The organism is Chitinophaga sp. (assembly GCF_036569185.1).
GTDB lineage: Bacteria > Bacteroidota > Bacteroidia > Chitinophagales > Chitinophagaceae > Chitinophaga.
Genome location: NZ_DATCRD010000256.1, coordinates 1 through 22,267, shown reverse-complemented (window position 1 = coordinate 22,267; position 22,267 = coordinate 1). Strand labels below are relative to the sequence as shown.

The window sequence follows — 22,267 nt, the reverse complement described above, 5'->3', positions numbered from 1 at the left end:
TCAAACATCCTCTTTCCAATCTCAAAAAAATAAATCAATATAATCATCATAATCCTGGGTCAGACAAAATCCGCGCTGCTAAAATTCGTAAATTTATTGCTCCACTTTTCACCAAAACGACCCTGCATGGCTGGACAGATCAATTTACCGGAGCATATCAAAGGTTTGGACGAAGCAGCTGTTACAGCTTCAAGACAACAATATGGCAGCAATACCCCACCGCAGCCTGCTACCAGCCCGCTGATGGCTATATTGAAAGAAATCATGGAAGAGCCCATGCTGGTGCTGCTGATAGCGGTTACCGCCATTTACTTTGTGATGGGCGAACTTGGAGAGGCTTATTTTATGCTGGCTGCCATCGCTCTGGTGTCGGGCATTTCCTTCTACCAGGACAGCCGTAGCCGCAAAGCGCTGGAGGCGCTGGAAGAAATGAATGAACCGCTCAGCAAGGTTATCCGGAACGGGGAACTTGTCAGCATTCCTACCAGTGAAATTGTTAAGGGAGATATGATGCTGGTTTCTGAAGGTAATACGATCAATGCAGATGGCATTATTGTGCACAGCAACGATTTCTCTGTCAATGAATCAGCCCTCACCGGCGAGGCCTATGCCGTATTCAAGCAGGCCGACAACCATGACAACAACGTATACAGCGGCACTGTGGTAGTATCAGGGCTGGCCATTTGTGAAGTACGGGAAATTGGTGCGCAAACAAAGATAGGGAAACTCGGTACCGCTATCCTGAATATCAAAGAAGAAACCACTCCCCTGCAATTGCAGATCCGCCAGTTTGTAAAATGGATGGCCGTAGCCGGCGCCATCGTTTTCCTGGCAGTATGGCTGTTTAACTACATCCGGAGCGGCAGCATTACCGATAGTTTGCTGAAGGGGCTTACACTGGCCATGTCTATCCTCCCGGAAGAAATACCCGTAGCCTTCACCACGTTTATGGCGCTGGGTTCCAGGCGACTGATGCAGATGGGCATTATTGTAAAAAAGATCCGGACTGTAGAGGCGCTGGGCAGCGCCACGGTGATCTGCACCGATAAAACCGGTACCATTACTGAAAATAAGATGAGCCTGCAGGCTGTGTATAACGGGGCCGACTATACGCTATATGAAGCAGGCCACTTTCCTGCTGCACTGATCACCACTGCCATGTGGGCCAGTGAGCCGGTACCGTTTGACCCGATGGAGAAAACACTGCACCGCCTATACGAAGAAATGACGCCGGAAGATGAACGGAGCAATTATACCATGGTGCACGAATACCCACTGGAAGGCAAGCCTCCTATGATGACGCATATTTTTGGCAATGCGGCCGGTAAACGCATTGTGGCAGCGAAAGGAGCGCCGGAGGCGATATTACAGGTTTCCCATCTCCCCGAAAAAGAAAAACAACAGATCCTCGACCAGGTGAATGCACTGGCCGCAAAAGGATACCGGGTGCTGGGCGTAGCTACCTCGGATTTTACGGGCAACAACTACCCCGCTACACAACAGGAGCTGCCTTTCGTTTTTACCGGTTTGCTGGCTTTCTATGATCCGCCTAAGAGTAATATCAGCGAAGTATTCAGGCACTTCTACCAGGCAGGCATCAAGGTGAAGATCATTACCGGCGACAATGCCGTTACCACCCGCGCCATAGCCCGGCAGGCAGGATTACAGCAGGCGGAAGAAGCGGTAAATGGCGATACACTGATGCAGATGGAAGAGAAAAAGATGCAGTATACCCTGCGGTCTGTCAACATCTTCACGCGTATGTTCCCCGAAGCCAAGCTGGCCGCCATCAATGCTTTGAAGGCAGACAATGAAGTAGTGGCCATGACCGGCGACGGCGTAAATGATGGCCCCGCGCTCAAAGCCGCTCATATAGGCATTGCAATGGGCAAAAAAGGAACGGAGATCGCCAAACAGGCAGCGGCGCTGATCCTTGTAAACGATGATCTCAGCAACATGGTAGATGCCATCGCCATGGGCCGCAGGATCTATACCAACATTAAAAAGGCCGTTCAATACATTATCTCCATCCATATCCCTATCATACTCACGGTGTCCCTCCCCTTGTTCCTGGGCTGGGTATACCCGGATATCTTCACACCGGTGCATGTTATTTTCCTGGAAGTGATTATGGGGCCCACCTGCTCCATTGTATACGAAAACGAACCAATGGAAGAAAACGCCATGCAGCAGCCACCACGGCCTATTACACAAACTTTCCTATCGTTCCGGGAAATGAATATCAGCCTCCTGCAGGGGCTCATGATCACCGCCGGCGTAATGGTCGCTTACCAGTGGAGTGTGGCCCGCGGGGCAGATGAAGTGCTTACCCGCAGTATGGTATTTACCACGCTGGTATTCGCCAATATTTTTCTTACCTTGGTTAACCGTTCATTCTATTACTCCTTTATACACAGCATGCGCAACCGGAACAAGCTGATGGTGGGCGTTATCAGCATCACCCTGCTGTTGCTGGCTGCTATGCTATATGCGCCGCCGGTGGCACGGTTCTTCAGTATTACCGGTCTTTCACCGTATGAACTGCTGCTATGCACAGCTATCAGCGCAGCATCGGTATTATGGTTTGAAATATGGAAGATGGGGAAAAGAAAACTTCAACGCAATTAAACGGATGATATGAAGGTATTCACAACAAGAATTATCCCGGAAGAAGGACTACAACTGCTGCAACGTGCAGGCTTTACCGTTACACAGTGGCAGGAAGAAAAAGAAATGACCGCCGCACAAAGAGTGCAATTCTGTAAAGAGAGCGATGCCCTGCTTTTTGCCGGTGGCGAAAAACTGGACCGCGCTTTTTTAGAACAATGCAGGCACCTGAAAGTGATCAGCCTTTTATCTGTGGGATATGACAACGTAGACCTGAAAGCAGCTACAGAACTGGGATTACAGATCACCAACACACCCGGCGTGCTGAGCAACGCTACTGCCGACACCGCTTTTTTACTGATGTTGTCTGTAGCCCGCAAAGCATTCTTTCAACACAAAAGAATTATAAAAGGCGAATGGGGATTTTCCACACCTACCGCCAACCTGGGCATTGACATAGAAGGAAAAACACTTGGCATATGGGGATTAGGTAATATAGGAACGGTAATGGCTAAACGCTGTAAAGCAGCTTTTGGTATGAAGATCATTTACTGCAACCGGCATCGTAATGAAGCCGCTGAAAAAGAACTGGATGCCACCTTTGTTGGCTTTGATGAACTGCTGCAACAAAGTGATGTTATCAGCATACATACTTCCCTTACCCCGGAAACAAAAGAAAAATTTAATAAAGACGCCTTCCGGAAAATGAAGCCCACCGCTATTTTCATTAATGCTGCGCGGGGAGGCATCCACAATGAAACAGACCTCATTGCCGCATTGCAGGAGGGCGAAATATGGGGCGCTGGCCTGGATGTTACCAACCCCGAGCCCATGCAGCCGGACAATCCATTGCTGAATATGCCTACAGTAGCGGTGCTACCGCATATCGGCTCAGCTACACAGGAAACCCGGAATGCTATGTCGAGGATCGCTGCACAGAATATAATTGCCGCATTAACCGGCGAACCGGTGCCCAACCCGGTCAATCATCTTTACAACCTGTAAGAGCGGCCGGTTAATACATATTCATTAACTTTAGTGAAAGCTCAGCAGCATGAAAAAGGTCGCTATCATAGGCGGGTTACGCACCCCTTTCGTAAGGTCCTTTAAAGAATACAATCATATCAGCAACCAGGAGATGTTAACCGCGGTACTTTCTGCACTGGTAGATAAATACCAGCTATCGGGTAAACGGCTGGGAGAAGTGGCGCTCGGCGCACTGCTTAACCGCTCCACCGACTGGAACTTTGCCAGGGAATGCGTACTGGGCACTGCACTGGACCCGCATACGCCTGCCTACAGCGTGCTGAGAGCCTGCGGCACCAGCCTTGATACCACTATACAGCTGGGTCTGCGCATTGGCTGCGGGCAAATAGACACCGCCATCAGTGGAGGCAGCGATACCAACAGCGACATACCCCTTCTTTTTCAACAACAGCTGGCATGGAAGCTAACCGATCTCCGTGCCGCCAAAACCTTTTCACAACGACTAAAAATACTGGCCTCCATCCGTTTCAAAGACCTGAAACCATTGTATCCTTCTATCGTAGAACCCAGAACCGGCCTCTCGATGGGACAACATACCGAAAAGATGGTAAAGGAATGGGGCATTACACGCGAAGCGCAGGACGCACTGGCCTACCAAAGCCATATGAACGCCGCAAAAGCTTATGACGAAGGATTCTTCAATGATCTTATCATTCCATATAAAGGCGTTAAAAGAGATACTATTGTGCGTGCAGATACTACCCCGGAAAAACTGGCTGCATTGAAACCGGCTTTCGACTTCAGCGGCAATGGTTCCCTGACCGCCGGCAACAGCACCTTATATACCGATGGCGCCTCCGCCCTGCTGATGGCCTCTGAAGAATATGCACAGCAGCAGAACTGGCCGGTACTGGCCCACCTCGTAGATGCAGAAACCGCTGCAGTGGATTATGTAAATGGCGAAGGCCTGCTGATGGCGCCTACCTATGCCGTGGCACGTATGCTGAAACGCAATCACCTTAGGTTGCAGGACTTTGACATCTATGAGATCCATGAAGCCTTCAGCGGACAAGTGCTGTGTACCCTGAAAGCCTGGGAAGACCCTGCCTATTGCAAAAAACTCGGATGGGACACACCGCTGGGCAGCATCGACCGCAGCAAACTGAATATAAAAGGTGGCAGCGTGGCTATTGGCCATCCCTTTGCCGCCACCGGTACCCGCATTGTGGCGCAAACGGCTAAAATCCTGCAACAACGCGGCAGCGGACGCGCACTGGTATCTATCTGCACTGCCGGCGGTATGGGCGTAACCGCTATACTGGAAAGATAATTGTCAATATTACACACGTTATTCTTCCTATAAAAAAACCGTCCCGGTTTCCCGGGACGGTTGGTCCATTGTCATCCATTTCACCGAATAAATAATTCGTAAAGCAGGTAATGCAGATACCATGCCGGAAATGGACGCCTTCGGCGCCATGCGGATGTTGTCTGACCCGGGATTACACTAATTATGCTGAATGAGCGCCTTCGGCGTCGCGCGGATGTTGTCTGACCCGGGATTATGATGATTATAATGATTTACCGGATGTTGTTTTATGATTTTTCAGTGAAATGGAAGATGAAACTTAATGTAGTATTTTTTTAAGTTCTTTCTCCAGCGCTCAGGAAATTCTGCGGCTGCTATATATGCAGGTACATTCATAGCTTATGCAACTGAAAATACCCCAAATGAATCTGATCAGGCGTAATATCTGTTACCGGCGTAATCTCCAGGGCGTATTTATCTTTCAGGTGCACCGGCAAAATATCTTTAACCGCATGCACATCATCCACATCCACGCCGTACTTGTCGTCCACGTGCGAAGTAGCTTCCCCGAAGCCGGTATGCTTATAAAAAGTAGTTTGTTTGGATGCCCGTATAGATGCTCCTATATCTTTTTGCACGCTGAGGATCTTGTAATGAAACTCTTCCATCTCATCCGGCTTATAACCACCCAGGTTCAGAAAAAATAACTGCGCCTCCTGTTGTACAGCCGCTTTCTTTTCTACTACTTTGATCCGGTGGCCATCCACGAAATTAACTTCCCTGTACCCGTCAACATGCAGTTTATCTTTAGCCTCCGGCCAGAAGGCTTTCATATCGGGAACCAGGTCGCGCAGGTGGTGACCAATCCCGAAAAATACATCGTGCTGCTCGGTATGACGCCCTTCCAGCGTGCATCCTAGCACTACCATGAACAATTTTAATGTTGCCATCTTTTACTGTTTACAGTAAGAAAGATACAGCATTTTCAGTTCCTGCTCATGGCTTCACGAAGCTGCTGTTCCTTACCTGCACTCCAGTACCTGCAATCCAGGTTTATAAAAACGGAGGAATAAGCCAGTCTTGTATTCGTTTTCAGTACCAGTATTTTAAACAGACCGGCTGTTTTATCCATCTTTGCGAAAACAGAATCATGCAACAGGGTTTGCACAGGCAGGCTTTTAAAGATCTGCTGCATCGTGTCCCTGTAGGCTGTCGTACCCGGCACATACAACAATTCCTTGTCCATATACAGTATTGGCTGAACATGCGCGCTGTTGCTGAGCCGGTACATGGTATAGCGCGCCACATCGGGCAATGCCGAACCGGTGTTTACATATACCATTCCTGCAGACGACTGTAACGGGAACGCCTCATCGGCAATGATAATCCAGTTACGATGTCCCATCAGCGGCAACAGGCTGTCCAGCTGCATTTGCCACGATGGCTGTGCCGCGGCAGCCATCTTCCCGTTATCCATCTTACAGGAAAACAAAAATATAACTGCCACGGCTATCTGAAAATATGTTTTCATAAATTATACGATAGTAAGATGAAGTTGCTGCCCTGCGGTTAGTTGCAGTGGTCTAGCCAGCTGAATAGTTACGTATCCATTCTCTTCCCTGAAGGTGACCGGCATTTTCTTATCTCCCAGCAATACCTGTTTCACACCGGTATGCTGAAAACACAGTGTTTTCAATTGTAACCTGCCATACTTCAGGTGCAGTGTATGATTACCGTCTTTTTGTGTATAAGTGCCCCATCCTTCTGCAGTAACAAAAGGCGCTTTAAAATTCTCCTTACCGATAGCCGGCGCAAAAGCAATAAAACCCTTAGGACCATGATAACGGAACCCGCTGGCAGTAATAAATGTGCCATAGCTGGCCATTGCCCGTGCATAGTGATCGCTGCATTCTATTTCATTGAAAGGGTTGCGCTTTACGGCGTGATAGCGGTCGTGGATAGCGCGGGTAAGCGTAAGCGCTTCATCTGTCATACCCTCAGCCATCATATGGGCCGCTACCTGGTGCTCAAAGCCGGTCATACATTCGTTAAAGTACCCCAGCTGCCACGCATCCTTCACACCAAAGGGAAATTCCTCGTTGCGGGGATTCGTGTTCAGGATCATGCCTCCTTCTCCTGCAAGGGCATAGGGCCGTCCGCCAGGATGAGCGGCGATATAGGGCCCTACATCTGCCTTAAAATTATATTTATACAATGCCTTTAAAGCCGACAATGTTTTTTCTTTATCTATCACCCGGTCCATCCCTACCTGGAACGCCCAGCTTTGGCCATATACCTGGTCTATATGACAGGTATTGTAAGAGCCGATCACCGATCTTCCCTTCACTTTATCCGGCTGGTGAATAAAGTATTCACCGTTGAACAACTGTGTTTCCATGTTCCGTTGTCCTTTTTTCGTATACTCGTTACAGGTAGCTGCAAACGCGGTATCATTTACTTCTGTTGCCATCAGCGCGGCGGCTTTAACAGCGGCAATACACAATCCTACTATCCACGCAATTTCCCCGTCCCATACGGCGTCCAGCGTATTCTCCATAGGCGTATCTTCCATTCCGTCGTTGTTGCGGTCCTGGCGAATGAGGAACAGGGTAGCCTTCTTAATATTGGGCCAGTTCTGTTGCAGGAAGGTGCTGTCTTTGCTCATCTGGTGCTCACGGTAAATACGCAGTATGGTACCTGCCTGTCCATCTATAGCCGGGCGCTTCTCCGCTTCTCCGCGGAAAAGGATACCGCCGTCGGGCATCTGCCCGATGCCGAGATCAACACGTTGCCTGGTATCACGCTCCAGCGCCGGGAATATGCGGCCTACGGCCTGCGCATACTGCCATACGTGTGTGCAGGTGCCCTCGCAGGTGCCCACGCCTTCCCAGGCATAAAAGCGGCCGGAGCGGAACCGGTGAGCGGTAGTGGTAGCCAATGTGGAAATGTTGAGAAAAGTGCGTTCCATAAACCACCAGGGCAGCGATGCATCGTACCAGGTATTTTTCCACAGGCGGCTTTCCTTACTCAGGCGGGTATAATTCTCCTGTACGTATTTCATCACTGCAGCAGCATCGGCAAATTTATTGGCATAATAACGCCCTTCTCCCTGGATACCTTTGAAATGCAGGTTGGCTGCATACCAGCTGATAGCGAAATCAGTACGTATAGTCTTCCCCGGTAGTATGCGATGTTGTGCGGCAACGCTACCGGTCAGCTGCTCTCCCACATTCTTCACCACCTGTTTGGCAGACATCGGTGAGAAATGTGCAGCAGTTAGCTCACCTGCAGCCATAGCGGGATTTACTATCACTTTATTGCCTGCGGCGGCGATACAGAAATTCCCGTAATCGTATTGTTGCTGAAAGTTTTCACCACTACCGTTTTTTGTACGCACGGTTTCATAAACGCCTTGCCAGTTCTTTTCTTTCACAATAGTATTTACACGCTCATGTGCATCGCCGGCGGAATAGATCGCTGTTTTATTTTCCAGCCATCCGAGAATAGTGGCAGTAACCGGTACGGTGGTTTTATTTTCTATTTTATAGGATAAAATAGTTACCGGCAAACCGGAATCATCTTCATTCAAAGGAATAAAAGGCGAAAATGCTTCCAGGGTAATGGCCACCGGCAGCGCAGGATCTGTATAACGGATAGTGGCTATAGGATAAGTAGCTTCAAAACTGATCTCCGGCCAGCTTTCTTCATCAAATTTCCGGATAATGGATTGGCCGTTCCAGGAGAGCTGCAAGGCAAACCCCTGATCCAGCGGCCGGATATTTTTGGAAGGCTCAATATAACAAGCGCCGTCGCGGGAACGTACTTTTTTACCACCATCCAGTACATTAGCACTGTAGTCAACCACCTTGGGCTCTATTCCTTCCTGGTTCCTGTTGAAAATATCCCAAAGCCACAGTCGTCCGTCTCCACCGAGATATACGGTACCGCACATGATACCACCCACCGGCATACCAATATACTGCAGTTCGTTTTTGCTTTTAAGATAAGTGGTCACACTGCCCCGTTCATAGAGGGAAGCGATCCACGCTGCATCCGGCTGGCGGGAGAGCAACAACCGGCTATTATTAGCAATAGCGCCGCCTACTAACGGCAGGCGCACTGTGAGCGCCCCTGCCATTGTTAAGCCAACATTCCGTAAAAATTTTCTGCGTTCAATACCCATAAAAAATGTTTTATTTCCAGGCAGCTGTTTGTACCAGTTTTTTGTTTTTATCGAGCGCCGGTTGCGGAACCGGCCAGGTGTAATGCTTTAGCGGGTTAAAGGTCCTGTCCAGCGCCTTAATGTGATCCTGTCGCGGCGCTGCAGGTAATTCATACAGGCATTACGCACGCTGGTAAACAGGTAGACCTTTAGCTGCTCTATTTTCATAATATTGCCACGGTTACTCCATAAACCGGCGAACAGGTCGGCTACTATATCTTCCACAGCCAGCGGATCTTTTACAAAGGAATTGGCAAATTTGGAAAGCCCTGGCATCAGGTGCGGGCATAATGACTTAAAGGCATTACTATCATTGTTCAGTGCTATATTTTTCTGCCAGGTGGTGATCATAACGAGTAAAAGCAATATAGGCAACCTTGGGGAAGGTTCAGCCGCTATGTTAATGCAGTGCCATGAAATGTGAAGAAATCATCAGGGGATCGCCTTCGGCGATTTTAAATTGTCTTGGAGCAGGATTAAGCTGATTATACTGATTAGCCTGATTTTATTTTTAGGGATTTTATAAATAATTAAGGGAGATATATACAGATCTATCCGCCTATATCTCCCCATAAAAAAAAGTAAAAATCAAGCTAATCATTATAATCAACGTAATTAGCGTTCCAAGACAAAACCTGCTGCATTCAAAAAAACAAAAATCAAGCTAATCAGTATAATCAGCTTAATCCTGCTCCAAGACAATTTACAACCGCCGAAGGCGGTTATCTACCAGACAAACGTGGCCACCTCCCCGCTACGAAGAGACGCAGCGGCAAGCCGGTTCTTTTCCCTGATCTGGAAATCCTGTGTAGCCTCACCGGTGTTTACCACTACCAGTACGGTTTTGCCGGCCGGCGTTAAAAACGCTACATTGTCGAGTGAGCCGGCTATATTGGAAGCAATCCTTACAGAGCCCGCCGGCACAAACTTGGAAGCATGGCCTATCACGTAGTACGATGAATTGCGGGAAATGGCCTGGCCATCAATAGTGATACCGCCCAGGCACTGGGAGCATCCGCCTTTGTCGGTATGCGGGTTCCATTGTGCATCAGCCGCAAGGTTCCATTGTAATACATTGCGACTCCAGTTGCGGGTAGCGCCCACAATCAGTTTACTCACATTGTTTTTCAGCTCCTGTGCGAAACTGCCTTTACCATCGGACCATTGCTCGGTGAAATAAAGATGTTTCTCCGGGAATTCATCATGAACCTTACTCAGTGCATCAATAGTGCCTCCATAAAGATGAAAGGCAGAACCATCCACATAAGGATAAGCTGCTTTGTCTCTCAGGATACTGAGCGGGTACTCCGGTTTATCGCAGTTATGATCGTACAGGATGATCTTTGTTTTCACACCGGCTTTTTTAAACGCTGGTCCCAGGTGATCCCTGATGAACACGGCCTGGTCTTCCGCCAGCATCAGCATACTGGGGTTATTTTTAGGATGCAGCGGTTCATTTTGTATGGTAATGGCATCAATGGTAATACCTGCCGTCTTCATGGCTTTTATATACTTTACAAAATACTGCGCATAAGCGCCATAGTATTCCGGCTTCAGGCTGCCGCCAATAAATGAGTGATTCGTTTTCATCCAGGCGGGCGGCGTCCAGGGGGAACCTAGTATTTTTATGGCAGGATTCAACGCCACAATTTTTTTCAGTACAGGGATCAGGTCTTTCTTTTCTTCCCCGATACTGAAATGCTTCAGTTGGGGATCCGTTTGTCCATCGGGCATGTCATCATAGGTGAATACGGAAGCGCTCAGGTCTGAAGCGCCAATGCTGAGACGCAGATAGCTGATGCCAATGCCCTTATCTTTCGACAGGAACAATTCCCTCAGCAGGGCATCCTGCTGCGCGGGAGGCAACTGATGAATGAGCGTAGCACTGCCGCCGGTAAGGGTAAACCCGAAACCATCTATAGCCTGAAATTTCTTTGAGGCATCCACTTCAATGGTGGCAATACCTTTATCCTGCGCGGTAAAGAGCAATGCGGGCTGCTGTTGCAGTGCTGCAGATTTATTGGGCGATGTTAGCCAGTAGCTGATCTTCTTCTGCTGTCCCTGTGCAGTTTGTAAACCTCCGGCCATTAAAGCAAGACAACATAACAGTTGTCCGGTTCTCTTCATCATAACAAAAGAATTAGTAATCGGTAAAAATATCCAGGAATTCCCGGATTTTCATATAAAGAACGGTTGTTCCCGGCAATATTTTTCCGGGGAACAACCGTTCTTTGTCAGCTATGCGGCAACGCCCGCATAAAGCGTTACTCCCACTCTTTACTCTGCTTCAGACTTGTGTTTTGCAGCTCCAGCGCAGGGATAGGCAATATTTCGTTTTTAGGTTTAAAGCTTCTTTTATCAATAGCGTTCAATACCGCCGATGCCTGCCCGGTTCTTACCAGGTCAAAGAAACGGTGTCCTTCTCCTGCCAGCTCAAGACGTCTCTCTTTAAAAATATTATCAAAAGTAGCATCAATGGAGGCAAGCCCCACGCGGGCGCGCACAGCATTGAGCAACTGGTAAGCGCGACTACCGCTGCCGCTTCCCTCTCCTGCTTTCACACGGGCCTCCGCTTCCATCAGGTAAGTATCTGCCAGCCGGATCTCGTACAGGTTCTGTGGGAAATTCAGTTCCATGTTTCCACCGCCCGTGGAAATATTGGCAGTACGGCCCACAAATTTATTCAGGAAGAAACCAGTGTTATCAAAACTTTCGGAATACGTTGCCTTACCCGCTGCTACCAGGCTTTTCATATCCAGGATGGTGGCGTTGTAGCGCGGATCATTATGCATAACGCTTTCCAGCTCTTTCGATACAATAAGGAAACCCCAGCCGGCCACATACTGCGATGCCTCGCTGGTAGCGGGCGTTGCCACCAGGCTACGCGGGCCGCAAAGGATATTTAAAATATTGCCGTCGGTGTTGGCAACACCTGAAGTCCAGTTACCACCGGAGGTGGAAGTATAGGATATTTCAAAGATAGATTCGCTGTTGAACTTAATAACATCGTCAGATCTCCAGAGATCCGCAAAATTGGGCACCAGGCTATAATTGTATTTAGCGCTGGGCTGGCCAGGCGTTTCCCCGTTTACTTCTTTCAGCGCTGCTGCTGCTTCGGTCCATTTTTTCTCATACAGGTATACCTTTCCCAGCAGTGCGTACGCAGCGCCTTTGCCTACGCGGCCACCTTCTGTAAGACGTGGCGGTACATCCGGCAGATTGGTTTCAGCAATCGCATCTTTCAGATCCTGTTCAATTTGTTTATACACTTCTTCCGGTGCCACCTGCGTTACTTTCTTGATATCTGCAATAGGAAGTGGAGCAGTCATCAGCGGCACATTCCTGAACAAACGCACCAGGTCAAAATAAAAATACGCCCGCAGCAATTTGGCTTCTGCCGCATATCTCTTTTTCAGATTCTCATCCATAGGCACTCCCGGCAACTTGGACAAGAGGATATTGGCGCGACTAATGCCGGAGAAATTTCTTTTCCACAGCTCATCCTGCGGCCCGGTAAGCGGCGTAAGCAGGTCTAACCGCGTCATTACCTGGAACACGTTGATATCACCAGGTCCGGCGCCGCCTGTCCAGTGGTCGTCCGAGGCGGCATCCATCGCGCCTACTTTGGTGGTATAGTTGCCTGCCTGGTAACCCACCATGTCGTAAATGGCTACCAGGCCGTTAAATGCTTCCTGCTGGTTGGAGTAATAAGTACTTTCCAGGAAACTGCCTTTGGGAGGAACGGTGATGAATTTATCACTGCAGCTGCTCATCAACTGCATACCTGCCGCTATAGCGATAATATATTTTAAATTCCTTTTTTTCATTTTTGATCAGCTTTAAATTATCAGAAAGTAACATTCAACCCACCTATAAAAGAACGTGCCTGCGGGTATACGCCACGGTCGATGCTCAATGCGTTAGTGCCGCCTATTTCAGGATCGAAGCCGGTATATTTGGTGATGGTGAACAGGTTTTCACTCATTACGTATACACGTATTTTCTGTAAACCGGTTCTCTTTACAACAGTGGACGGCAGCGAATAACCTATCTGTAATGTTTTAACCCTGAAGTAGCTGCCATTTTCCAGGTAAAAGGAAGAAGGCCTGCTGTAGTTTTTATTGGGATCAGATAAGGTAAGCCGTGGGTAAGTGGTAGATGGATTTTCCGGGGTCCAGCGCTCCAGCGCTTTGGTTTGCCAGTTGGCTTTTGGAATATCCAGGCGGCGTAATCCCTGGAAGATCTGGTTGCCGTTAACGCCCTGGCCAAATACAATGATATCAAATCCCTTGTAAGCGGCATTGAGGGTGATACCGTAGGTCCAGCTTGGCGTGGGATTGCCAATGAAAGTCCGGTCTTTATCTGAAATACTGCCATCCCCGTCAAGATCAGCGAACTGGAAGTCGCCCGGTTTTGCCGATGGCTGGATCTTTCCACCGGATTTATTAGTGTAGCCATCTATCTGTTGCTGGTTCTGGAAAATACCCATTAATTCGTAGCCATAGAAAGAGTTGAATGCATGCCCTACTTCTGTTCTTACAATTTCAGGCATATTCTGGAAACTCTCCTCTTTATCATTCAAACGGGTGACGCCCTCTCCCAGGTAAGTCACTTTGTTTCTCATATAAGAAGCATTTCCATTGGCAGAAAATTCCACCTCACCGATCTTACCATGATAGCCCAATTCCAGTTCCACCCCGCTGTTTTCCATACTACCCACGTTGGCGGCGGAGTTGGCAATGGCGCCTACAAATAAAGGCAGGCGGGGCTTCATGAGGATGTCTTTCGTTTTCTTGTTGTACCAGTCGAAACTTAAAGTGATATTACGTAGTAATGTGGCTTCAAAACCAATATTAGTCTGGCTGGTAGACTCCCATTTCAGGTTGGGATTGGCCGGTGCATTTGGGCTGTAACCAACGGTATATCCCAGCGGGCCGAAATTATAATTCCTGCCGCTGCCTATGGTGGAAGCAAATGCCTGGTCGTCGATTTCATCGCTACCCACTGTACCATAGCCACCGCGGAGTTTCAGGAAGTCCACCACTTTATTTTCGGGCCAGAAACTTTCTTTGGACGCTACCCATCCCAGCGACCAGGAAGGGAAAATACCATACTGGTGATTGGGGCCGAAGCGGGAGGATCCATCGCGGCGCAGGATACCTTCTACCAGGTACTTTTCTGCATAGTTGTAATTGATACGACCGAAGAGGGAAGATACCCGGTGATCAATATTTTCTTTACCATCGGAGATGCGGTTGGCCGCGGCCGATTTGAAGTTAAGGGAGGCCTGTTCAAAAGTGGTGGCGGGAATATCGTAGAACATTACGTTCAACTCCTTTAACCGGTTATCCATATAAGCGCCCTGCCCCGCCAGCAGCGTAATGTTGTGCTTATTGAAGCTGCGCGTATAGGAAACAATATTTTCAATGTTCCATGCGTAGCTTTGGTGCTGGCCACGGTTAAAGGAGGTACGGGTATTTTTGGTAGAGCTGTTCAGGTAATATACCGGGGTAAATGTTTCATCGCCCCAGAAGGAAATTTTTGCGCCTAATGTAGAGCGGAATTTCAGTCCTTTCACCGGTTCCATTTCCAGGAAAGTGTTACCTACTACGTTGTGCGACCAGTTATAATTTCCAAGGCGGGTACTGATGTAAGCCAATGGGTTGGTAATTTCCTGTGCCACCTGGTCGGAGATCCCGTAAAACTGGCCTGCTGCGTTTTTCCTGGCTCCTGTTTGCGTATACTGGCCTCCGGCAGATTCTGCAGGATCGGTGATCACAGGCTTTGTAAACGGATCCAGGTTGATCGCAGAGCTCAGCGGTCCCCCAAATTCATTATTGGTATTACCGATGCCGGTTGATTTTTCATAAGAGTAACCAACGTTTTCGCCCCAGGTAAGCCAGGGAGTAATTTTATGCGTGGAATTTAAACGGAAGTTAACCCGCTCGTATTTAGAGATATCCGAAGCTATCACTCCTTCCTGTTTGAGATAGCCAAAAGAGGAATAGAAGGTAGATTTTTCGCCACCACCGCTGATACTTAACTCATGATTCTGCCGGATGGCGCTATTATTAAAAATCTCTGCCTGCCAGTCGGTACCCTTACCATAGGAAGATGGATTGGCAAAGGGCGCAATACCGCCATCGTTGGTCACCGCTTCATTTCTTAACGTTGCATACTGGGTGGCATCCAGCAATTTCAGTTTATGCGCCGGTGCGGAGGTACCAAGATAACCGTTATAGCTCACGGAAATTTTACCGCTCTTGCCTTTTTTGGTGGTTACCAGGATAACGCCGGCCGCGGCGCGTGCACCGTAAATAGCCTGGGAAGCAGCATCTTTCAATACTTCCACGGATTCAATATCGTATTGATTGAGGTAGCCGATCCCACCATTATCTACCACTACTCCATCCACTACCCACAATGGATTATTGTTGTTGAAAGAAGTGATACCTCTTACACGTACAGACGAGGAAGATCCTGGCTGACCTGAACTCGCAGCTATTGTTAAACCGGAAGTGCGGCCCTGGAGCACCTGTTCCACACGGGTTACCGGCTGTGATTCAATATCGGAAGCGCGAACGCTGGATATAGCGCCTGTAACCACGCTTTTCTTCTGGACGCCATACCCTACCACTACTGTTTCTGTAAGCGCAGTATTGGATGGCTTCAGATGAATATTCAGCGGGCTGCCGGAAACAGCTACCACTTTGCTGTCGTATCCAATAAAGGACACCATCAACAGGCTCCTGTTATTGGGAACTTTGATACTGAATTTTCCATCGGTATCCGCTGTAGTTCCTGCATTGGAATTTTGCAGGCGAACAGTAGCGCCTGGGATAGGCTCTCCTGTTTCATTCAGCACCCTGCCGCTAACAGTGATACTGGAGTCGGCAGCACTTTTAGCGGGTACATTTACCAGCGTAATACGCTTTCCCTCCATTACATAAGCCAGTGGCTGATTTTTCAGGCAGATGTCCAGGGCTTCCTTTACCGATACATTGCTCACATTTACGCTAACAGGCGCAAATGATGATAACAGGGCCTCGTCGTACACCACGGATACACCCGCCTGCCGGGCTACTTCTTTCAGCACTTTTTTCAGGGGCGCATTCTTTTCCGAGAGTGTAATCTGCTGCGACAATCCTTTTGCGCTGATATGCAGGCAAGCTGTAAGAAGCAAAAAGGCGGTCATTTTCATAACGCAGAACATTTTGGTTGATAGTAATTTCCGGGTACAGGAAATTATACCACTAAAGTTTAATTGCATACTTTTGTAGTGTTTGGGAATTCTGGTAATAAAGTTCTTTGATTAAGGGACTGAAACTCAAAGGAATGCCCAGGCCATACCGGGAGTGTTGCGAGCACTTCCGGTTTTTTTCGGACATACCTTCCCCGATTAGCTTGTTCCGGTTGTTGTCATTTGTTTAAATTTATCCGTTTTTACGTGGATTGCCGCAACGTGGAAGCAGCAATAACTGTGAATATTAAAAGTGTTGTCTTGTTATTTTAGTACGGTTAATTTTCTTCCTTCCAGGTTAAATTTAGCACCACTGGTTTCCAGTAGTTTCAGCATTTCAGATAATGGCAGGTTCCTGTTGATCCTTCCGCCAAACAGCCTCCTGTCTGCATTCCTTGTGTCTATTTCTATATCGTACCACCGGGCTAACTGTTTCATGATGATATTTATATTAGCGTTGTCAAATTCAAAAAATCCGGTTTTCCAGGCGGTTACTGCGGCTACATCCACCGGTTGTACCAATACAGCTCCGGTACTGTTGCTGATCGCAGCCTGGTCGCCGGGATGCAGCAGCTTTTCCGTTTTGGCCGACTTCACCTTCACCGCACCGCTGATCAGCGTGGTTTTCACCGCGTCTTCATCAGGATAGGCCATAATATCGAAAGCAGTGCCCAATACCTGTACTTCTATCGCATTTACTTTTACCACAAACGGGCGTTTCACATTTTGCTTTACCTCAAAATATCCCTGTCCCTCCATTTCCACTGTGCGGTTATTGCCGGTAAAAGCGGTGGGGTAACGTAAGCTCGATGCAGAATTGAGCCAGGCAATGGTCCCATCCGGTAATTCAACGGTAAACTGCCCGCCCCGCGGCACTTTCAGCGTATTATATCCCACCGATGCATTTCCTCCGGATACGGCGTATTCCAGTTTTCCATTCTGCTGCTTTACAATAGTGGCGCCTTGTTGTATCACTTGTTTGCCGGTACTGTCGAGCGTTACTACGGTTCCATCGGCCAGCGTAAGCACTGCTTTGTTGGTACCCGGCATTACGTCTGCCACCTGTACGGCAGCCGGCAAGGGTGCTGCCGGCTTGCGCAGGGTGTAGAACAAAGTAATGCCGGATGCTACCAACAAGGCTACTGTTGCCGCTATCGTCCAGTTACGGCGGAACGATACCCGCATCGGTACCGTTTCCTCCTTACTGGTACTGATAGATTGCAGCAACCTGCTTTCTATCCGGTTGCTCAGTTCTTCAGGAACTACCGGCCGCTCCTTCATAATACGCTCAAAATCCTGCTGCATTACAGACAACAACGGCCGGTGCGCGTCGGAGGAAAGCAGCCAGCTGTATAAGGTGGCTATTTCCTCCGGCGTGCACTGGCCATCGAGGTATTTTTGCAATAATGCTTCCTGTTGTTCTTCCGGTAAGTTCATTATAATACCAGGGACTTTACATACAGCCCCCGCATATAATATCCGGAAATAAGGAAAGAGGGTACCCCCGGGGAAAAATATTTTTTAAATAATAGTGGTAAGAAGATAAGTAGCCACCAGGATATCGCCATGACGGAAGATATAATCCTGTATGAACCGCATACTGAGCACCATGTGCTTTTTAACGGCATCGCGGGAAATGCCCAGTATGGCAGCGGCTTCATCGTAGGTTTTGCCTTCCTGCCGGCACAGGCGGAACACATTTAGCCGCTGGCTGGTCATCCGGCTCAGCGCCTCCTGGAAAAGACGGTCATATTCCCTTGACCTGATGGTAAGATCGGTTAAGCCCGCATCGTGCTGCGAAAGCTGCAGGAACAATTGCTCCCGCATCTGCTCATCTGTGGCCAGTTTGGCTATGGTTTTAAAAACGTGGTTACGGGCAATCCTGTAGAGATAACCACTGAAAGAAAGCTGTGGGTTGATCCGATCCCTGATCTCCCATATTTTCAGGAATACATCATGAACAAGGTCCTCCGCCAGGGAAGGCACTTTGCAAAAGCGTAACAGGTAGATATAGAGAGAAGAATGGTAGTGCCGGTAGATACTGGAAAAAGCCAATTCATCGCCTCTTATCATCCTCAATAACACCTCTTCTTCAGATGGCATTCGCTCCATACGTGTTTTACTGGTTTAAAGGTTGCACACCGTTCTGCTGTAAATTATAAAAAACCACGGGAAATACAAATAACAGGAACAGCGGGTTTACATCTGTTGTATAAAGGCCAACGCCCTTTTTTCGGACCAGTAAAAATCTTCTCCGAATCTTACAAACCCTACATGACCACCCTGGTGCGGGGTTTCCAGGAAAACATACTTACTGCCGGCCGCTATTTCATACGGGTAGCATGCTGCACCCAGGAATGGGTCATCCTTTGCATTGATCACCAGTACCGGTATACGGATATGTGGCAGCAATGGCCGGGAGCTGCATTGCTCCCAATAGGTAAGGGCATCTTTGAAGCCATGTATGGGCGCGGTATAGCGGTCGTCGAACTGCCGGAAAGACCGGATTTCCGCGTATTGGTCAAGACTGATGCTCCCCGGGAATTGCAATGCTTTTAATCGCAGCTTCTCTCCCAGGTCGCGGATGAATCGCTGCATATATATAATATTATGCCTTTTCTCCAGTTCCGCAGAGCCGCTTTTCAGATCGCAGGGCACAGATATGGCTACCGCCGATTTAATAGTCCCATCCACCGTTGCGCCCCTTTCTCCCAGGTATTTTAAAGTTACATTCCCACCCAGGGAAAAGCCTACGAGATGAATGGCCGTATATTTTTTCAATGCTACCAGGTACCCGATCACTGCGTGCAGGTCTTCCGTTTCCCCGCTGTGGTAAAAGCGTAGGTTCTTATTAGGCTCGCCGCTGCATCCCCGAAAATTCATGGATACAGTGTCAAAACCCGCCCCATTGAAGATATGCACCATGCCCAGTACATACTTGCGGCTGGCATTCCCTTCCAGTCCATGCAGGATCACCACCAGGCGGCTGCTTCCCTTTTCACTGAAATCCAGGTCCAGGAAATCCCCGTCGGGCGTAGCGATCCGCTCCCTCCTGTACGCCGCCGGCCGGATGCTGCGGAATAAAGAGGGGTAGATGGTAAGCATATGGCGGTTCTGTAATAAAAACGGCGCCTGGTAATCTGAGTTATGTAATACGGGCATCCCGCAAAAATACAAATTCCAACGCGAAGGTTGTCTGACTCAGGATTATGATGATTTTGCTGATTACCTGGATTTTGTTCTTAGATTTTATAACTGATTAAGGGAGATAAAAGCGAATATATCCGCTATTATCTCCCTTCCTATTTAAAATCAAAAAAATCCAAAAAAACAAAATCCAGGTAATCAGCAAAATCATCATAATCCTGAGTCAGACAAAACCCGCTATTTTATCGCCGAAGGCGATCATCTACTCTATCGCCGAAAAAAGCCGGCCCCAGCGGATGCGGTGATGTTGAACGCTCATCCAGATGATCCAGGCCTTCCCTACTATATGATCTTCCGGAACATAGCCCCAGAAGCGGGAATCCATCGATTCCCGGCGGTTGTCCCCCATCATCCAGTAGTAATTCATTTTGAAAGTATAACTGTCTGTTTCCTGGTTATTGATATAAATTTTTCCATTCACCACGCGCAGGGTATTGTGCTCATAAGTGGTGATAATGCGGCTGTAAAAAGGCAGGGTAAGCGTATCCAGCTTTACTGTATGGCCTTTACGGGGAATATAGAGGGGCCCGAAACAATCCTCATTCCATTCATAATGTTTTGTATCAAAAGGAAACACCCTGGAGTCGGCGAAGGCATCGTATACATACCGCTCTACAATGCCGCCCATGGCTTTCAGGGTATCAATGTTGGCGGTGGTAAGGTTGTAGATGAACATGCCCGAATCTCTCGTGGCCCGCTGGATATGATCTGTGCCCAGTACGTCCCGCATAGAGTCGCTGAGCTCTTTTTTATCCGGCATGGTTACATAGTACCTGGCTTCAAAATGTTCCGGCGATGCCGTAGGCGCGTGATTGATGTATACAATACCATCGATGATCTGCAGGGTATCGCCGGGAATGGCAATACATCGCTTGATCCAGTTCTCCCTTTTATCCACCGGCCGGGTAACCGGCGGGGGATAATTCTTATGCACATACTCCGCACCCAGTGAGCGCATATTCGTATAGTAATCCTCGTCATCCCCGGCGATGGTTTTCAATACGGTATCGCCGCAGGGATAATTGAATACCACCACATCATTACGATGCACGCTGCTGAAACCGGGAAGCCGCGTATAAGGCCACTGAACAGCAGTGGAAAAAGGTTTGGTATTTTTTGTAAACGGCAGGGTATGATGGGTGAAAGGCCAGGCCAGCGGCGTAATGGGAATACGGGGACCATAACTGATTTTGCTGACAAAAATAAAATCATTGATCAGCAGCGTTTTTTCCATGGAGGAGCTGGGGATAACAAAAGCTTCAAAGATAAAGGTACGGATAAGGGTAGCGGCAACCACAGCAAAAAGAGCAGCTTCTATCCATTCTCTCAACTTCGACTTCTTCCTGGCGCCTTCTTCCGGCTGCTTTACATCGCTGAAAGAAAAATTCATTTTTAAACGTGGTTTTGGATAAGTAACTGCTAACAATTTAACTAATTATACCCACATCTTTTCAAAATTTATATAAGCCAAAACCGCTGCTGTAGCGGCGCAGTGAACATCAGCTGTAACTGATCACTTCTACTGCGATGAGGCGTCACCGTTATAAAAAATAGTATTATTATACCCTATTCTGCAAAAAAGTATCATACCCGTTATTCTTTTTAAAAAAATTCAGGAAGATAAAATCGTTTTCTTAAATTGCTCTGCGTAACCAATTCAGTAGTTATACATTTACCCACGTTACAAACATAATCACCATGCATACGTCGAGACGTTCATTCATACAACAAACCGGGCTCCTGGCCGCCGGTATGATGTTGCCCGGCGCATTGTCTGCCATGACCGGCAACAAAGCGCTGCCAAAAAAAATAGGTTTACAGCTGTACACCCTGCGCGACGAGCTGGCTAAAGACCCTAAAGGCACACTGGCCAAAGTAGCCGGCATCGGCTATAAGGAAGTGGAAACCTTTTATGGCTTCCAGGGCACAGGCGACAAAGGCGAGTTCTGGGGACTGAAACCCGCGGAATTAAGCGCCGTACTGAAAAAACACGGGCTGAATACGCCCAGCGGCCACTATCAGCTCAATGACTACCTGACCAAAGGCAATGGCAACGCCGATGCACTGCAACCGCAGATCGACCTGGCGGCAGCACTTGGACAGCAATACTTTATTGTACCCGTATTACCGCTCTCCCTCTGGGATAAAAAACTGGGAGCAGATGATTATAAGTTCATGGCAGAACAACTGAACAAAGCCGGTGAACAATGTAAAAAAGCAAACCTGAAGATCGGTTATCACAACCACTACTGGGAATTTAAACCACTGGCCGATAGCAGCAGCACCGGTTACGAAATAATGCTGAAAGAAACCGACCCTTCACTGGTGGCCTTTGAACTGGACCTTTTCTGGGCCGTAAAATCCGGGCGTGATCCCATCGCCCTGTTTAAAGAAGCACCCGGCAGATTTGTAGCCTGGCATGTAAAAGACATGGATAAATCCAATACTGCCAGTCTTACCGCCTCTGGCACTGAAAACAAAACCTCCATGGAGCTGCTTTCCGGCGTTACCTTCGCAGAAGTGGGAACCGGCAGCATCAACTTCGCAAAGATCTTCGCCCAGGCAAAACTTGCCGGCGTAAAACATCTTTTCGTAGAACAGGACAAGATCACCATCGAACCATTCGACAGCATCACGCAAAGCTATAAATACGTGAAGAACGTATTGCTGAAATAGCGAAGTTTTGTCTGACTCA

15 protein-coding genes are annotated in these 22,267 nt (G+C 48.2%); 4 read left to right on the top strand and 11 right to left on the bottom strand.

What is annotated here, in order from left to right; all coding sequences use genetic code 11:
- Window positions 1-126: 126 nt before the first annotated feature.
- From VIM72_RS19280 to VIM72_RS19270, 3 genes are read left to right on the top strand one after another with little or no spacing between them, the layout of a single operon-like run.
- On the top strand, window positions 127-2,628 hold the full coding sequence (locus VIM72_RS19280; RefSeq protein WP_332004452.1) for a cation-translocating P-type ATPase: 2,502 nt from the start codon (window positions 127-129) through the stop codon (window positions 2,626-2,628).
- Window positions 2,629-2,637: 9 nt separating this feature from the next.
- A complete protein-coding gene (locus tag VIM72_RS19275) occupies window positions 2,638-3,612 on the top strand; it encodes a D-glycerate dehydrogenase (RefSeq protein ID WP_332004451.1) in 975 nt (324 codons plus the stop codon).
- A gap of 49 nt (window positions 3,613-3,661) precedes the next feature.
- On the top strand, window positions 3,662-4,924 hold the full coding sequence (locus VIM72_RS19270; protein ID WP_332004450.1) for an acetyl-CoA C-acetyltransferase: 1,263 nt from the start codon (window positions 3,662-3,664) through the stop codon (window positions 4,922-4,924).
- Window positions 4,925-5,295: 371 nt separating this feature from the next.
- Here VIM72_RS19270 and VIM72_RS19265 read toward each other — a convergent pair whose 3' ends face one another.
- The 11 genes from VIM72_RS19265 to lepB all read right to left on the bottom strand — a co-directional run bounded on the left by VIM72_RS19265 (window position 5,296) and on the right by lepB (window position 20,962).
- On the bottom strand, window positions 5,296-5,853 hold the full coding sequence (locus VIM72_RS19265; RefSeq protein ID WP_332004449.1) for a DUF1543 domain-containing protein: 558 nt from the start codon (window positions 5,851-5,853) through the stop codon (window positions 5,296-5,298).
- Window positions 5,854-5,888: 35 nt separating this feature from the next.
- Window positions 5,889-6,434, bottom strand: coding sequence for a hypothetical protein (locus VIM72_RS19260; protein WP_332004448.1), 546 nt, complete (start codon window positions 6,432-6,434; stop codon window positions 5,889-5,891).
- Between the two features lie 3 nt (window positions 6,435-6,437).
- A complete protein-coding gene (locus VIM72_RS19255; RefSeq protein ID WP_332004447.1) occupies window positions 6,438-9,086 on the bottom strand; it encodes a GH116 family glycosyl-hydrolase in 2,649 nt (882 codons plus the stop codon).
- A gap of 87 nt (window positions 9,087-9,173) precedes the next feature.
- Window positions 9,174-9,476 carry a sigma factor gene (locus tag VIM72_RS19250; RefSeq protein ID WP_332004446.1) on the bottom strand — a complete coding sequence of 101 codons (303 nt, stop codon included), beginning with the start codon at window positions 9,474-9,476 and terminating at the stop codon, window positions 9,174-9,176.
- Window positions 9,477-9,851: 375 nt separating this feature from the next.
- Window positions 9,852-11,255, bottom strand: a complete 1,404-nt coding sequence (locus VIM72_RS19245; protein WP_332004445.1) for a glycoside hydrolase family 30 protein — start codon at window positions 11,253-11,255, stop codon at window positions 9,852-9,854.
- A gap of 134 nt (window positions 11,256-11,389) precedes the next feature.
- A complete protein-coding gene (locus VIM72_RS19240) occupies window positions 11,390-12,952 on the bottom strand; it encodes a RagB/SusD family nutrient uptake outer membrane protein (protein WP_332004444.1) in 1,563 nt (520 codons plus the stop codon).
- 20 nt (window positions 12,953-12,972) lie between these two features.
- On the bottom strand, window positions 12,973-16,326 hold the full coding sequence (locus VIM72_RS19235; RefSeq protein ID WP_332004443.1) for a TonB-dependent receptor: 3,354 nt from the start codon (window positions 16,324-16,326) through the stop codon (window positions 12,973-12,975).
- A 303-nt stretch (window positions 16,327-16,629) separates the two neighbouring features.
- Window positions 16,630-17,802, bottom strand: a complete 1,173-nt coding sequence (locus VIM72_RS19230; RefSeq protein WP_332004442.1) for a FecR domain-containing protein — start codon at window positions 17,800-17,802, stop codon at window positions 16,630-16,632.
- Between the two features lie 84 nt (window positions 17,803-17,886).
- A complete protein-coding gene (locus VIM72_RS19225) occupies window positions 17,887-18,477 on the bottom strand; it encodes an RNA polymerase sigma factor (protein WP_332004441.1) in 591 nt (196 codons plus the stop codon).
- Window positions 18,478-18,564: 87 nt separating this feature from the next.
- Window positions 18,565-19,527 (bottom strand): YheT family hydrolase, encoded by a 963-nt coding sequence (locus VIM72_RS19220; protein WP_332004440.1) that lies wholly within the window; start codon window positions 19,525-19,527, stop codon window positions 18,565-18,567.
- Between the two features lie 247 nt (window positions 19,528-19,774).
- On the bottom strand, window positions 19,775-20,962 hold the full coding sequence (lepB, locus tag VIM72_RS19215) for a signal peptidase I (RefSeq protein ID WP_332004439.1): 1,188 nt from the start codon (window positions 20,960-20,962) through the stop codon (window positions 19,775-19,777).
- Window positions 20,963-21,270: 308 nt separating this feature from the next.
- Between lepB and VIM72_RS19210 the strand changes: the two genes are divergently transcribed.
- Complete coding sequence (locus VIM72_RS19210) at window positions 21,271-22,248, top strand: sugar phosphate isomerase/epimerase (RefSeq protein WP_332004438.1); 978 nt, start codon at window positions 21,271-21,273, stop codon at window positions 22,246-22,248.
- Window positions 22,249-22,267 lie beyond the last annotated feature (19 nt).